We start from the raw sequence: 14,771 nt of genomic DNA on the forward strand, positions 1-14,771 counted from the left end.
CCGACAGCGATAGTGCCACTCTTTTTCTTTGCCCGCCGTACATGGATCTGATCGAGCGCACGACCGAGATGCTTTCGGACTTCCCGGAGCCAAACGAGCTTTCGGAAACCGAGGCCGAAGCTGTCGTCGAGAATCTGCGGTCGTTGGTCCGCCAGCACGATCACAGGTATTACGTCGAGGACGACCCCGTTGTCACGGATGCCGAATACGACCGCCTTTATCGCGCGCTGGAGGATCTCGAACGGGCGTTCCCGAACGTGCGAAGCGAGGACTCTCCAACCCAACGCGTTGGAGGAGAGCCGATCAGTGCATTCGAGAAGCACGAGCATCCCGAGCCGATGCTGTCGCTTTCCAATGCATTCGACGCGCAAGAACTCCGAGACTGGTATGACCGGTGCAGACGCGGACTCGAAGACGTCTACGGAGATGTGGCTCCCGTTGTCGTAGCCGAACTGAAAATCGATGGGCTGGCAGTCGCCCTGACGTATCAGGACGGACATCTCGATGTTGCCGCGACACGGGGCAACGGACGCGTAGGAGAGAACATCACGCATAACGTCCGCACGATCCATCGAATTCCGATGGTTGTGCCCGTGAGCGGAGACCAGGAGCCTCCGGACCGAATGGAGGTTCGCGGCGAGGTGTTCATGCGCAAAAGCGAATTCGAGGCGCTAAATGAGCGTCTCCGCGACGAAGACGAACAGGCCTTTGCCAATCCACGCAATGCGGCCGCTGGAACGCTCCGACAGCTCGATCCGTCGGTCACGGCGCAGCGACCACTGAGCTTTTTTGCGTATGCCATCGGCCCCACAACGGGGGGCACGCCCGACTCGCATCACGCCACGCTTGAGATGCTGGGCGAATTTGGCCTTCCGATCGAGAGCCACACTCAACAGTTCGACGATATCGACGACGTCGTCGAGTTCTGCGAGAGCTGGATCGACCGACGGGATGACCTGGATTACGAAATCGACGGTGTCGTTGTCAAAATCGATGATCTCCCGTATCAGGAAGAGCTCGGAGCGATATCCAACGCACCCCGCTGGGCCGTTGCGTTTAAATTTCCGGCTCGCGAGGCGACAACCACGCTGGAGAAGATCATCGTCAACGTCGGTCGTACCGGCGCCATCAAGCCCGAAGCGGTGCTAGCACCGGTTCAAATCGGCGGCGTCACCGTATCGCAGGCCACGCTACATAATGAAGACTACATTACCGACCGCGACATTCGCGAAGGCGATACCGTCGTTGTGAAGCGGGCTGGAGATGTCATTCCGCAGGTCGTTCAACCCGTTCTAGACGCGCGGACCGGAAATGAAGAGCCGTGGGAGTTCCCAACGCACTGTCCGGAATGCGGTACCGAGCTGGTCCGACTGGACGACGAAGCTGACTGGTATTGCATGAACACGGAGTGCCCGGCCCAATTCAGGCGACTTGTGGAGCACTTCGTATCGCGGAACGCCATGGACGTTGAAGGTCTGGGAGAACGCGTGGCCCACACGCTCGTCGACGAGGGTCTGATTCACACACTGGCTGACCTCTTTCGACTTCAGGTCGACGATCTGACCCCATTGGAGGGTTTCGGCCAAAAGAGCGCACAGAATCTCGTTGACGCAATCGATGCTGCGCGTGACCGCACGCTGGCCCGCCTGCTCTTCGCGCTTGGGATCCGCCATGTCGGACGAACCGTTGCCGAAACGATCGTCGAGCATTTCGCTTCGATCGACGATATCGACGCCGCACGCCAGGAAGACCTGGTCGCTATCGATGGTGTCGGACCCGTCATTGCAGAAAGCCTCGTCGACTGGTTCGACGTCGACCGGAACCAGGAGCTCATCGAGCATCTCAAGGAGGTCGGCGTCAACACGAAACGCAAGCCTCAAGAAGCCCCTCAGGACGAAGTTGACACCGACGAGCTCCCACTCGCGGGCAAGACCCTCGTCATTACCGGAAGTTTGGATTCGCTCACGCGCAAAGATGCCAAGCAACTCATCGAGTCCGCTGGAGGCAAGGTGACGTCAAGTGTCAGCGGCAACACCGACTTCCTCGTCAAGGGAGAAAACCCGGGGTCGAAATACGACGACGCGCAGAGTCGTGGCATCCCGATTGTAGACGGTGAGGATGCCCTACGAGATCTCGTCGATGGAAATGAAGTGCCCGCATCGAGCTCTTGATCGCACGTACACGATATGGTCGCACCACGCTCGAGTTGAATCTTTCAAGCCGTCCGGGCATTAGCACGCCGTAGCTTCGGATCGGACCCGATGTCTCTTTCCAAGCCGATTCTCCCTCGCCTTCGGGGCGTTCAGGGACGAAATCGGCATCTCCTCACGATGTCGCTGCGACTGCATGGGCATTTTAGAATCGATTGGCCTCTCAAAACGGAAGGCGCGTCCTGTTGGACAGGAATTAGAAAGCGGGCGCACCGATAAGGAGAGCGAAGCCCGACGCCATTGGCTCGTACGAGGGGGAATGTTCCTCGCCTTAATCGTCGTTACCGTTCTCGCATTTCCGCGCGGCGAGGTCTACGAGTATACCGTCGAGGTAGGCGATACCTGGCGCCAACCAACCCTGGTCGCATCGTTCAACTTTCCAATTCGGAAAGACGCCAGTCGAGTCGATCGGGAACGCCAAGAAGCGCGCCGGGAAACGCCACCGTACTTCCAGGAACTCCCGAACGCCCAGTCTAAGATGGCGGCCAATCGGGATACGCTCCGACAGCAACTGGATCGGATCCTCGAAGCGTACGCCGATTACCGATTTCATTCTACCCGAAACCGGCCCGACGCCGCCCAAGCCGACTCGCTTCGATACGTCGAGCTCCGTCGCAATGCCCTCGTCACGCTGACGCCCGGTCAATGGCGCATCCTGACCGATTCGTACGTCCGCCAGATTCCAGAGCTTTCCGACACGGCACGGCAGCCGGCGACAGAGGAGCGGCTTGACTTGCAGCTTCTGGAAGATGCTTTCCGACTGGGCACACAGCTCCTCCGCGTCGGTGTGATGAACCAGTCGCGCGACTCGATATACACCGACAACATCATCATTCGGAATGAGGAAGAAAGCGTTCAGCGCTCCGTTTCAAAGGACAATGTTTACGGCCTAAACGAGGCATACGACTACGCGCGGAAGCAATTCGACCAGGCCTATCCGAACGACGAGACGCGCGCGAGCCTCACATACGCATTTTTCCGCGACATATTTCAAACGTCCCTGCGCTACATGCGCGCAGAGACCATACGGGAGCGCGACCGCCGGGCCTCAGAGGTGACGGCATACGTGGGCGGCGTGCGCGAAGGGGAGGTGATCGTTCAAAAAGGAGAACGAATCACCGATGAGATTAAGCGAAAGCTGACGTCCCTTGAGCGGGAAAAAAATGAGCGGACCGCCGGACAGCTACCCTGGTGGCAACTTCTCGGCGAGACGATCTTTGCGCTGCTCACCTTCCTGTTTTTCTTCTACTACCTCTACCAGATTCGTCGTGAGGTCTGGGACGATCAGCGAGACATGCTGCTCATCTCGATTACGCTCCTTGCCATCATTGCCCTGTTTGGCGTTGCCGTACGCATCCCGTGGGCCCATCTCTACGCGGTACCGATCGCGCTGGCTGCGGTCATGCTGACGATCATCTTCAACTCTACGATCGGTCTCTTCTCAACGCTGGTGCTCGCGCTCGTTGGAGGTCAGATGGTCGGTCTCGACCTTGAGTTTACCTTTGCCTCGTTCATCGCCGGAGCACTCGGCGTCTTCAGCGTACGCGACATCAAGAACCGGGGCCAGTTCGTGCTGAGTGCCGGGCTCGTGTTCCTCGGGTATGTCCTTGTTATCGTCGGTACGTATCTGTATCTCGGCACACCGACAGAACGGCTGGGCCGCGAGCTGTCGTACGCAGCCGTCGGATCGTCCTTTACGATCACAGCCTATCTGGTGCTGTGGATTCTTGAGCGGACGTTCGACGTCACAACCGACCTAACGCTGCTCGAACTCTCGGATACGAATCGCCCGCTTCTGAAGGATCTGAGTTTGAAAGCACCTGGATCCTTCAATCACTCCCTTCAGGTAGCAAACCTCGCGGAGGCGGCGGCGGATCGGATTGGGGCCAATGCGCTACTGACACGTGTTGGAGCGCTCTATCACGATATTGGTAAGATGAAGAAACCGGAGTACTTCGTGGAGAATCAGCGTGCCGGTGCAAACCCGCACGATAAGCTGAAACCGCGAATGAGTGCTCTCATTATCGCAAGCCACGTCAAAGAAGGGCTGGACCTCGCGAAAAAGTCCAACCTGCCGGAGCGGGTCAAGAACTTTATTCCAACCCACCACGGTACGGCCCGGATCGAATACTTTTACCGAAAGGCGGTCGAGCAAACGGGACCAGAAGATTCGCCGGTATTGGAATCGGAGTTTCGTTATCCGGGACCGCGACCCAACTCGAAGGAAACCGGAATCCTCATGCTGTCCGACAGCGTGGAGGCGGCAAGTCGAAGCCTCGATGACCCGACGCACAACCGTCTGAAGTCGCTCATCGACCTCATCTTTAAGGAGCGGATCGAAGACGGACAGCTCGACGACACGGGCCTGACGTTCCGGGACCTACGACAAATCAAGGATACGTTCCTGCAGATGCTGCTGGGCATCTACCACGTCCGTGTCAAGTACCCGGATCAGGAAGAGGAAATGGAGGATGACTCGCGCCCGGTCGTCAGTGCACCGGAGGAGATCGACGAGGAGACGTACAAGTCGGTCTCAATCCTCTGGGACAAGGACGTTATCGGCCCACCGGAGCAGAGTGTCAGTTCCGATCGCCTTCGCGGGCTTCCGGGCGTTCGGGAGACGCGTGCACCCCGCCCCGATCTGGCCGAGGCCTCCCCACATCATCGCTCTACGCGCCCGCGCCCGGATCGACCGCTCTCGAATGGAGACCGGTTGACCGATTCCAAGGACGAATCCAACGATGGTGCCGCGGGCGGATCGAGCGAGGAGACCAACAGAACCGCCTCCGGAGATGGCGCTACCCCGAACGCACCGACGGAGGCGAGTACCGATGCGAACGAAACAGCCGCACCGGCCGCAGATCACGAGGAGGGGAGCGACGACGCAAATACGCCGTCCGCCTGACCGCTCCGAACGGGCGAAACTACGCGGGAACAGCTTCTGCGATCGAGTCGAGGGAGTCTTGACTCACAAGCACATCTAGCTTCACTCTCGGCGGTTCGTCTCCGAGAAGAGGAAGGAGACGTCGTCGGCTCGATGGCGTATACAGCAACAAGTCTGTCTGATCGATGAAGCTGTCGAGATGCTCGGTCCCCTCTTCGATCGACGCCGCAATCACCTGGCCGCGAAATGCCGAGTGCTGGCGCAGGGTGTTCGAAAGCGGCGGAATTGTGTCGCGGTAGCGCGTGACCAGCCCGAGCGTATCATGCTCTCGAAGCCGTGCGACCTTTTCCAGAACCGACGCCGGCAAATGGGTGACATAACCGATGGTATCGGCGCGGGGAACCGTGCGCATCACGCGATCGAGATGCTCGAATGTCGTAAAAACAAAATCGGCGTCTTCGTGTCGGTCGAGCGATGAAATGGGGACCGCTCGTACAGTTCGCTGCAGGACGGCGCTGATCTGCGCGGCCGCCATGTCGCTCATCTCCGCGTGCGGTCCTACGAGAATAAGCTTCCGGTCCATGCTCGCGTGATCGAGAAGGCTCGTCTGCTCCTGAAAGAGATACTCGACCTCAGCGTCGTTCAGGCCCAGTCCGATCAAACGCTGGAGAGCTTCGCCCACAATCTGGGCCCCCTGTTCCATACGCTCACTCTTATCGAGCGGCGTCCGCTCTTTCACCGTATACCCGCTGCCGACCTGCGCATCGAGCAAGCCTTCTTCTTCCAGCGCCTGATAGGCCTTACGTACCGTGTGGAACGAAACCCCCAGACGATCTCCCAGCTTCCGCGTGGAGGGAAGTGTGTCGTTCACCTTGTAGTGACCGCTCGCAATGAGGTAGCGCAACTGTTCAATCAGCTGCGTACTGACGGGAGTCTTTGACTCGCGATCGAGTGAGAGGAGGGACATGAAGCGATGATGTTACGAGTGACGTAGAATGGGCCTAAACTGAACCGCACATGGCAACGGGAATCTTTCCGTGATACCACTTCCGTGGTACCACACATGCATGCGCGCAACAGGCCGGTTGCTGGATTACTGTACAACGTGCTATTACTGGTCGAAATCGCTGCAGCTCATAAAATAATGGCATTTCGAGCAGCGGTACTTGCATCCCTGGTTGTATAGCCGGGATCCGCAGTTCGGACAGTAATCCCAATAATCGCCGCTGACCGAGGTCTTTGTCAGGTCATCGCTACCATCCTCGGACTCGGCGGCTGGTAGTGCGCTGGCATCGGATTTACGCGATTCGGTCATGTGACGTGGGAGGCTCAAGGTGAGAGGCATGAGCGGGAGGCGGCTGATCCGTTCGGTCGTAGCGGGCGGAGCGGAGCGCACCGAGCAGCACGTCGTGCCCTGGCCAGTCACGGTCGAGCAGCGTGTGCGTCTCATGACCCAACGTGACGTGGATCTTGTCCGGGGCCTCCCGTACGTCAAATACCGGTCGCCAGTCGAGGTCCACGTCACGCACAACCTCGTCGACGCTACGCAGGGCCGCCATCCCTGGATACGTATGCAACTCTGCCAGCCGAGAGGCAAGACGGAAACGCGTCCACCCAACCGCAACCACGATTGCAATAGGCGCAGCAACCACCACATACGGAAACGGGTCGATGCCTTCCAGAACCTGCACCGTCGCCATAATCATGAGCGGAAGCATACAGGCTCCGAGGGGCGCGACCAGTGCTTCGCCGTACACGCGGACCGCAGACGCCTTGCCAGGATGGTGTACGCTCTTGAACGCCGACACGAGTAACGGTGGATCAGGCAGGTAAAAAGATCGAAGTCAACGCGCGAGTCGGTAAGGCTCAGCCCTCATCATCGATCGAGTCATCGTACGGCTCCGCGAGCACCGTCAGTTCCTCGTACATCTGTTCGTTGCCCGTCGTCCGTGCGATGTGACGAAGATTGCGCACCATCCGAAGGAGAATGGACGTCGGCGTAGCAGCCTCGAAGTACTCCGGCTTGGGCTGGATGCCGGCCCGTAGCAGGAAGCGTACGCACTCTTCCCTCGACACAGGCTGACCGTCGTTGAACACGTCAAAATAGACCTCCCCGCGAGCATCGCTGTATTTGACCAGAAAATGGGCCGGCATCCCCACACCGTACAAGGGGACCGCCAGGCGATCGGCCAGAGATAGGGCAATCACCGCGAGGCTAATCGGTATACCCACGCGACGGTCGATCACACGATTGAGATAGCTGTTGTTGGGGTCATCGTAATCGTCCCGATTCCCCATCAAACCGATTTCGTCCGCCAGAAACTCCATTAGCACGCGAGCCCGGTCGACGCCAACGCTTTGCATGACCCGATCTTCAACTTGATCTGCCCAGTCGTCGAGAATGTCCTGATATCCCTCGACATCTAGATTCGGGAATCGATAGAGGGCTAGGATGAACGCGCCACGCTCCAGGTTCGGCTGGTCCGCGTCAAGGATCGCATGCCACGCGGTCTGAATATCGTTCCAGTGCAGACGACGTACGACAGCGTCAATTTGCTTGCGTACGTCGCCATGACTGGCGTCATACGCGCGGCGAAGAGCAGGCATCGCTTCACGCCCCAAATCCGTGAGTCGCTTGTGGACTTGCTCCTGCACATCCCCATCGGGATCGTCGAGAAGTCGAACGAGCGCATTCACCTCCCGCTGGACATCCTCGTCCACCAGAACGTCTGAGACGCGCTCGGCGAGGAGGTCATCCGACACCGTACCGACCGCATCGACATCCGTCTGCGGACGATCAGAACCAGAAGAACCCGGAGGGGAGAGAGGCATGATGTGGCGGTGGTTCGTGAACACAAGGCGGACATCAGAGCACAAGATCCCCCGGCGCAGTGAAACCTTGCACCGGTAGGCAAAAGCACGCCCGCACCCTTTGAAGGCTCCAGGCGTGCTTTCCTATATTGCTTGTACGTTCGTCTCGGGGCTCGTCGTTCCTGCAACGGTAATGCAGGAACCGAGGAGCAAGAGGTCACCAGGTGAACTACGACGCAACGGACCCGTCGCCACCGGCAGCGTGCCCGACGAGTGCTTCGTCGTCTTCGTCCGGCTGGTGGAACTTGTAGGCAAAGTGCTCCGGTGCATCGAACGTTTCCTTGACGGAGCGGGGAGAAACCCAGCGGAGCAGGTTGAGCGGCGAGCCTGCCTTGTCGTTCGTTCCCGACTTCCGCGCGCCGCCGAACGGCTGCTGCCCGACAATCGAGCCCGTTGGTTTGTCGTTGATGTAGAAGTTGCCGGCGGACTGCTCGAGTCGATCGAGCGCCTTCTTCACAACACTGCGGTCCTTCGCGAAAATCGACCCGGTAAGGGCATACGGCGACGTTTCGTCAACAAGCTCGAGCACGTCCTCGAAGTCTTCGTCCGCGTACACGTACACTGTGGTGACCGGGCCGAAGATCTCTTCTTGCATCGTGCGCTGCTTCGGATCCGTAACCTTAATGACGGTCGGATCGATGAAGTAGCCTTCCGACTTGTCGTACGTTCCACCGTAGATAATCTCCGCCGACTCGTCTTCCCGTGCATCTTCGATGTATCCGGTGATCTCGTCGAACGCACGCTCATCAATGACGGCGTTCACGAAGTTGGTGAAGTCCTCCGGCGGACCCACCGTGATTTCGTCGAGCTGGCTCGTCATCGCCTCTTCAATCTCAGGCCAGAGCGACTCCGGAAGGTAGAGTCGGGATGCGGCAGAGCATTTCTGACCCTGATACTCGAAGCTGCCGCGTACAATCGCTGTCGCGATCTGCTTCGGGTTGGCCGTCTCATGGGCAACGATGAAGTCTTTTCCGCCCGTCTCGCCGACGATCGTCGGATAGGTCTTGTACGTCTTGAGGTTCTCGCCGATCGTCTGCCACAGGTGATCAAACGTCTGCATCGAACCGGTGAAGTGGAGACCAGCGAAGTGCTCCGACTCTAGCGCCGGCGTACCGACCTTCGCACCATCATCTGCCGGCAGCATATTGATCACGCCCGGTGGAAGCCCCGCCTCCTCAAAGATCTCGTTCAAGAAATAGGCCGAATAAATCGAACGTGTCGCAGGCTTCCAGAGGACCGTGTTACCGAGGATTGCTGGCGCCGTCGGAAGGTTGCCCTGAATGGCTGTAAAGTTGAAAGGCGTCACAGCGAATACGAACCCTTCGAGCGGACGATACTGCATCTGGTTCCACATACCGGCCGCATTGTTCGGCTGGTCGCGATAGATCTGCTCCGCGTAGTGGACGTTGAAGCGGAGGAAGTCAATCAGCTCGCAGGCAGCATCGATTTCGGCCTGATAGGCGTTTTTGCTCTGTCCAAGCATCGTGGCCGCATTCAGCGTGTCGCGGTATCGTCCCGCGATCAGGTCGGCCATGCGAAGGAAGATGGCCGCACGGTCGGAGAAGTCCATCGCCGCCCACTCCTTCTTCGCGCTCATGGCCGCGTCAATGGCCTGCTCGACTTCCTGTGCACCCGACTGGTGCACGTGACCGAGCGTATGCTGATGATCGTGAGGAGGAGCCACACGCGTCGTCGTTCCGGTCTTCACGGCTTGGCCGTTGATGTACGCCGGAATCTCGATTTCTTGCTGCCGGAGTTCCCGAAGCTTCTGCTGGATCGAACGACGCTCCGGCGAACCGGGCGCATACTCGAGGGTCGGCTCGTTGGAAGGGGGCGGCGTCGTCGTGTAGGCGTTATTCATCACGAACGGAAGAGTGAGTGAGAGCGGCTTGAAGGTGTCAATCCGGCGGGCACCGGTATCGCTTTCAAATACACACACTGGATTCGCTTGTTCGACGATTTTCGGAAGGAGAGAACCGCTTACCGCACTCAGATTCACGTTCTCGCCGCGATCCTAGCGATCGCGTATCGTGCGGCACGTAAGAGAACGAATCGGCCGAACCTCCCGGTGTCCAGCGGGTACGCGACACCGCCAATGCGTCCTTCTCTGATTCTCACCACACGTCTGTGTCTTCCCGGTTTGAAACCCTGATGGCCCTCCGCTACCTGAAGGGCGCGCAAGGTCGCGCTGAAGGTCGGAGTTTTCTACGTTTTATTACTTACGTCGCCATTGGCGGCGTGGCAATCGGTGTAGCCGCACTGCTGCTTTCATTTGCGATCGTTCGAGGCTTCAGCCAGGAAATCGAGAACAAGCTGATCGGCTTTGGTTCTCACCTCCAGGTAAGCAGTCACCTCCCGGATGCCCCCTTAGAGAACGCGGTCGCTCTAGAGGAGGGGATTGCGGCAATGGACTCGGTGACGCACGTCTCCCCGGTCGTTCAAACATTCGTCCTGCTTCGGGAGTCGCAGCAATCGATCGATGGGGTTGCTCTCGTGGGTACACGTACGCCGCCGTCGTACATGGCCGGACGAATCACGACCGGCACCTTTGATCTTGGCAGTGGTGCACAACCGGGCGTCGTCGTCGGACAATTGCTCGCCGATCGGCTCGGGCTCTCGGTCGGACAAAAAGTGGCTGCCTTTGCTATGCAGCAGGGCGGAGAAGGCCTACAGGTCGAGCGCCCCCGGGTGAAGTCGCTCACCGTTCGTGGGATCTACGAGACGTCACTTCTTGACGTGGACGACACCTATGTATTCACGAATCTTGCCACAGCTCGCGATCTTGCAGAGTATCCGGAAACGCAGGTATCGCGGTTTGACATCACGCTCACCGACGTAGCTCACGCAGACAGCGTCGCCCAACGCCTCGAGGACCGGTTCGGATGGCCGGTTCGTGCTCAGACGATCAAGCAGCAGTTTGCTGGATTGTTTGCGTGGGTCAACCTGCAGGAGGGCATCATTCCGCTGGTGATCGGCGTGATCGTTCTCGTTTCTGCATTCAACATCATCGGTGCACTGTTGATGCTCATTCTTGAGAAGACCCGGGAGATCGGCGTTCTTCAAAGCCTCGGCGCGTCCGGCACCACGCTCAAGCGCCTCTTTCTGTTGCTCGGTCTCCTGATCGGGACGACCGGTACGATCATCGGCGAAGGCCTCGCTCTCGGCCTCGCGCTTTTACAGAAGCGCTACGACCTCATTCCGCTCCCTGCGGAGGCGTACTACATGACATCCGCGCCAATCGAACTCAACCCCCTCGACTTTCTGATCGTCGCCGGCGTGACGTTGACGTTGTGTGGTCTCGCCGCCTACGTCCCAGCGCGTGTTGCAGCCCGCATCGAACCCGTTCGCGCGATCCGGTTCCAGTAGTCGCACACACCAACGTGCATCCATGCGGCAACTATTTTGATTTTGGAGGAACGCCGTGCAACAAATCCGCGACGCGTGCATCATGAGGTCCGTGGGTATATATAACGGTTCGCGTCACCTAGAGAAGCTTCCAAGCCTCCGGTGACGCCCACTCGCTTGAACCGATTCTCCGATTCAAATCTTCCCCCTCGCATGCCCGAAACGCAAGTGCAAGCCCCCCGCGTCGACGTGAGTGATCAGGCGCCGGACTTTACTCTCTTCACCCACGACATGGAGCCGTGGAAATTATCCGATAAGCAAGGACAACCGGTCGTGCTTCTGTTCTTCCCCGGTGCCTTCACCAGCGTCTGCACCACAGAACTCAATACGGTCAACAACGAACGCGAGGACTTCGGAGCCCCGGACGTTGAAATTGCCGGTATCTCGACCGACTCCCCGTTCGTGTTGGACGAATTTCGAAAAGTGAACGATCTACAGTTTGCTTTGTTAAGCGACCATGATGCGGAGGTCGCCGAAGCGTATGGTGTCAAGTACAGCAATGACTTTACACCCATGGGCCTCGACCGCATTGCCAAACGTGCAGCGTTCGTTATTGACGCGGATGGCGTGATTCAGTACGCGGAGGTGACGGAAAACGCCGGCGTACAGCCTGACTTCGATGTGATCAAAGAGGTCCTGGCCAATCTCTAGCCAACGATCATCTTCTCACTCCTGAAGATGACTCTGTTTTTAGCCTGTCTCCTTGAATTCGTCGTTTAAGAAACCGTAAAATACATATGTTGGGCGAGTTGAATCGTTGCTCGCGACTCATAACGCCCAATTAGATCGACGCTCGAGCGGGACATTACGTAGTCCGTGGATGGCTGGAGGGCCTGCGGTTGCGCGTTCCGCTCGAGCGTCGCTACGTTCAGACGCCATTCCGCCTAGCACCTCGCCGCAGCGTCTGCTTGTGCATAGGAGATCGATGAAACGGAGACCCATCGGCCCGAAGGGGGAAGAGACGATTCAGTTATTACACGCCAAGAAATAATCCACCCGTGGAATCTACAACAACGGACGAACACGCGAATTCGGCCAGGGGAGTCGATCCCATTCGAATTGCCTGTGTTCAGTGTGAACCTGAATATCTCGAGCCCGAAGCCAATCGCTCGAAGACGGATGCCCTGCTCGACGATCTGGATGCAGATCTCGTCGTTTTACCGGAATTGCTTCCATCAGGTTATTTTTTCCGGTCAGAGGCGGATGTGGCGTCGGTCGTAGAGGACGAGCGCGGTCCGACCACGGCGTGGCTGCACGACTGGGCGCAGCAACTGGACGCAGTTCTGGTTGCCGGCTATCCCGAGAAGGACGGAGATGCATTGTACAATAGCGCTGCTATCGTCGGCCCATCGGGGCTCATCGATACGTATCGCAAGGTCCACCTCTTCAACGAGGAGAAGCGGTGGTTCGAGCCGGGAGACAACGGGTTTCCGGTGCACACGATTACGACATCCAGCGGCACCACCTACCGGCTCGGGGTCATGATTTGCTTCGACTGGTACTTTCCTGAGGCTGCAAGGACGCTCGCGCTCCAAGGAGCAGATGTCATCGCACATCCGTCGAATCTCGTCTTGCCGCACTGTCCCAACTCGATGCCGATCCGAGCCCGGGAAAATCACGTCTTCACGATTACAGCGAATCGATACGGAAGCGAGACGAGCGGAGACGAGACGCTCGACTTTATCGGCCAGAGCTCGGTGTGCGACCCGAATGGAGACGTGCTGTACCGCGGCAAAGATGAGGGCGACGAGGTGTTCACCACGACTATCCGCCCGCATGAGGCACGGAATCGCAGGATCAACAAGTACAACGACATCTTCGCTGACCGGCGGCCGGACATGTACAACCTGACAAGCGACTGACGTGATGGGGGCAGTCCCTTGAATAAGGCACTGGTATTAGCTGAGCAAGTCGTGATCTGAGACGATGATTCCATCTTCGTCGGCGTAAAGGAAGTCGCCGGGTTCAATGAGGCAACCGGCCATGGTCACCGGAACGTCCACGGCGCCGACGCCATTCTTTCGGCTTTTCCGCGGACTCGTCGCGAGAGCCATGACGCCAACGTCCAGCTTGGCGAGCTCTTTCGAATCTCGCACGCATCCATTGATGATCACGCCGCTCCATCCGTGATCGATCGCTCGTTGAGCCATCCGATCGCCCAGCAGCGCACACCACGTGGATCCCCCACCGTCGACGACCAAGACGCGGCCATTTCCAGATGTGGCCAGCTTGTCTCGCATCAAGACGTTGTCCTCATACAGGTGGACGGTCGCCACCTCACCACCGAAAGCGGTCTTCCGGCCGAAATGCTTGAGGACAGGTTCGGCCACCTGAACGTCCCGATTTTCATCGTAGAGGTCTGCTGTCGATATCGCCATCGTGTCCGCGTTAAGAGGGGAGAAGTAGAGTGGCTCTAGGGAGTGGCTCTAGGGAGCTATGCGATGCTGAGAGCTTCACGGATTCGCTCTACCGGATCCGTATGCAGATCTGGCTCGAATGTCGTTGCCGTAAGCTGCTCGTACAGCTCGACGTAGCGCTCGGTGACCCGTACGCGAAGTTCGTCCGGTAGATCGGGCATCGTCTGTCCCGGCTGTCCCGTGAACCCGTTGTCTCGAAGCCAGTCGCGAACAAACTCTTTGGACAGCTGCCGCTGCGGCTCATTCGCCTCGAGTCGCTCCTCGTAGCCGTCAGCGTAGAAGTAACGCGAACAATCCGGCGTGTGCACTTCATCGATGAGAACGATCGACCCATCGGATGTCCGACCGAACTCGTATTTCGTATCCACGAGGATGAGATCGCGCTCGGCTGCCATCTCCGCACCACGATCGTACAGCGTGCGTGCATATTCGGCGCACGTGTCGAAGGTCTCTGCGTCGATGAGACCGCGCTCGATGGCCTCGTCCCGACTAATGTTCTCGTCGTGACCTTCCTCGGCTTTCGTTGCGGGCGTAAGGACCGGCTCCGGCAGCCGACTATTCTGTCGAAGACCATCCGGAAACGGCTGCCCGGAGATTTCACGGTTGCCGGCGTCATACAGGCGCCATGCCTGACCGGCCAGATAACCGCGCATGACGAACTCGATCGGGAGCGGATCGCAGGCCGTCGCAACCGTCACGTTGGGGTCCGGCACCTGCTTGACATGATTCGGAACGAGGTCCTTCGTTGCCTCAAAGAAGAAGGCAGCCGTCTGATTCAGGATCTGCCCCTTGAACGGAATGGTCTGCTTCAGGATGTGGTCGAACGAGGAGATCCGGTCGGTCGTGATCAACACCAGGTCCTCACCCTGGCGGTACGTATCGCGAACCTTGCCTTCGTAACGGGTGCCGAGCGAGTCGAAGTGGGTGCGCTCGAGTGTATGATCCAGAAATGCGTGAATGCGTTCAGCGTCCATGGACGGGAGA

At 58.5% G+C, this 14,771-nt stretch carries 11 protein-coding genes; 5 read left to right on the forward strand and 6 right to left on the reverse strand.

Going from position 1 to position 14,771, the window contains the following annotated elements:
• Positions 1 to 41 precede the first annotated feature (41 nt).
• Both ligA and CRI94_RS01845 read left to right on the forward strand, forming a co-directional pair.
• On the forward strand, positions 42 to 2,171 hold the full coding sequence (ligA, locus tag CRI94_RS01840) for an NAD-dependent DNA ligase LigA (RefSeq protein ID WP_098073950.1): 2,130 nt from the start codon (positions 42 to 44) through the stop codon (positions 2,169 to 2,171).
• Between the two features lie 175 nt (positions 2,172 to 2,346).
• Positions 2,347 to 5,115, forward strand: a complete 2,769-nt coding sequence (locus CRI94_RS01845; RefSeq protein ID WP_098073951.1) for an HD family phosphohydrolase — start codon at positions 2,347 to 2,349, stop codon at positions 5,113 to 5,115.
• A 19-nt stretch (positions 5,116 to 5,134) separates the two neighbouring features.
• Here the strand turns inward: CRI94_RS01845 and CRI94_RS01850 are convergent, their stop codons facing one another.
• From CRI94_RS01850 to pruA, 4 genes are all read right to left on the reverse strand, one after another.
• Positions 5,135 to 6,061: a GntR family transcriptional regulator gene (locus CRI94_RS01850; RefSeq protein ID WP_098073952.1), complete on the reverse strand. Its 927-nt coding sequence runs from the start codon at positions 6,059 to 6,061 to the stop codon at positions 5,135 to 5,137.
• 331 nt (positions 6,062 to 6,392) lie between these two features.
• Positions 6,393 to 6,902: a hypothetical protein gene (locus tag CRI94_RS01855; RefSeq protein ID WP_098073953.1), complete on the reverse strand. Its 510-nt coding sequence runs from the start codon at positions 6,900 to 6,902 to the stop codon at positions 6,393 to 6,395.
• Positions 6,903 to 6,960: 58 nt separating this feature from the next.
• Complete coding sequence (locus tag CRI94_RS01860) at positions 6,961 to 7,926, reverse strand: SirB1 family protein (protein ID WP_098073954.1); 966 nt, start codon at positions 7,924 to 7,926, stop codon at positions 6,961 to 6,963.
• A gap of 208 nt (positions 7,927 to 8,134) precedes the next feature.
• Positions 8,135 to 9,826 (reverse strand): L-glutamate gamma-semialdehyde dehydrogenase, encoded by a 1,692-nt coding sequence (gene pruA, locus CRI94_RS01865; protein WP_098074289.1) that lies wholly within the window; start codon positions 9,824 to 9,826, stop codon positions 8,135 to 8,137.
• A 266-nt stretch (positions 9,827 to 10,092) separates the two neighbouring features.
• Between pruA and CRI94_RS01870 the strand changes: the two genes are divergently transcribed.
• The 3 genes from CRI94_RS01870 to CRI94_RS01880 all read left to right on the forward strand — a co-directional run bounded on the left by CRI94_RS01870 (position 10,093) and on the right by CRI94_RS01880 (position 13,232).
• On the forward strand, positions 10,093 to 11,331 hold the full coding sequence (locus CRI94_RS01870; protein WP_245846029.1) for an ABC transporter permease: 1,239 nt from the start codon (positions 10,093 to 10,095) through the stop codon (positions 11,329 to 11,331).
• Between the two features lie 192 nt (positions 11,332 to 11,523).
• The gene (locus CRI94_RS01875) at positions 11,524 to 12,021 is read left to right on the forward strand and encodes a redoxin domain-containing protein (protein WP_098073956.1); all 498 of its coding nucleotides are present in this window, start codon (positions 11,524 to 11,526) and stop codon (positions 12,019 to 12,021) included.
• Positions 12,022 to 12,422: 401 nt separating this feature from the next.
• The gene (locus tag CRI94_RS01880) at positions 12,423 to 13,232 is read left to right on the forward strand and encodes a nitrilase-related carbon-nitrogen hydrolase (protein WP_098074290.1); all 810 of its coding nucleotides are present in this window, start codon (positions 12,423 to 12,425) and stop codon (positions 13,230 to 13,232) included.
• A gap of 36 nt (positions 13,233 to 13,268) precedes the next feature.
• Here the strand turns inward: CRI94_RS01880 and rraA are convergent, their stop codons facing one another.
• Together rraA and CRI94_RS01890 are read right to left on the reverse strand one after the other, a co-directional pair.
• Positions 13,269 to 13,748, reverse strand: a complete 480-nt coding sequence (rraA, locus tag CRI94_RS01885) for a ribonuclease E activity regulator RraA (protein WP_098073957.1) — start codon at positions 13,746 to 13,748, stop codon at positions 13,269 to 13,271.
• Between the two features lie 56 nt (positions 13,749 to 13,804).
• Positions 13,805 to 14,761 (reverse strand): phosphoribosylaminoimidazolesuccinocarboxamide synthase, encoded by a 957-nt coding sequence (locus CRI94_RS01890; protein ID WP_098073958.1) that lies wholly within the window; start codon positions 14,759 to 14,761, stop codon positions 13,805 to 13,807.
• Positions 14,762 to 14,771: the final 10 nt, after the last annotated feature.

Origin of the sequence: Longibacter salinarum, from assembly GCF_002554795.1 — a bacterium.
GTDB lineage: Bacteria > Bacteroidota > Rhodothermia > Rhodothermales > Salinibacteraceae > Longibacter > Longibacter salinarum.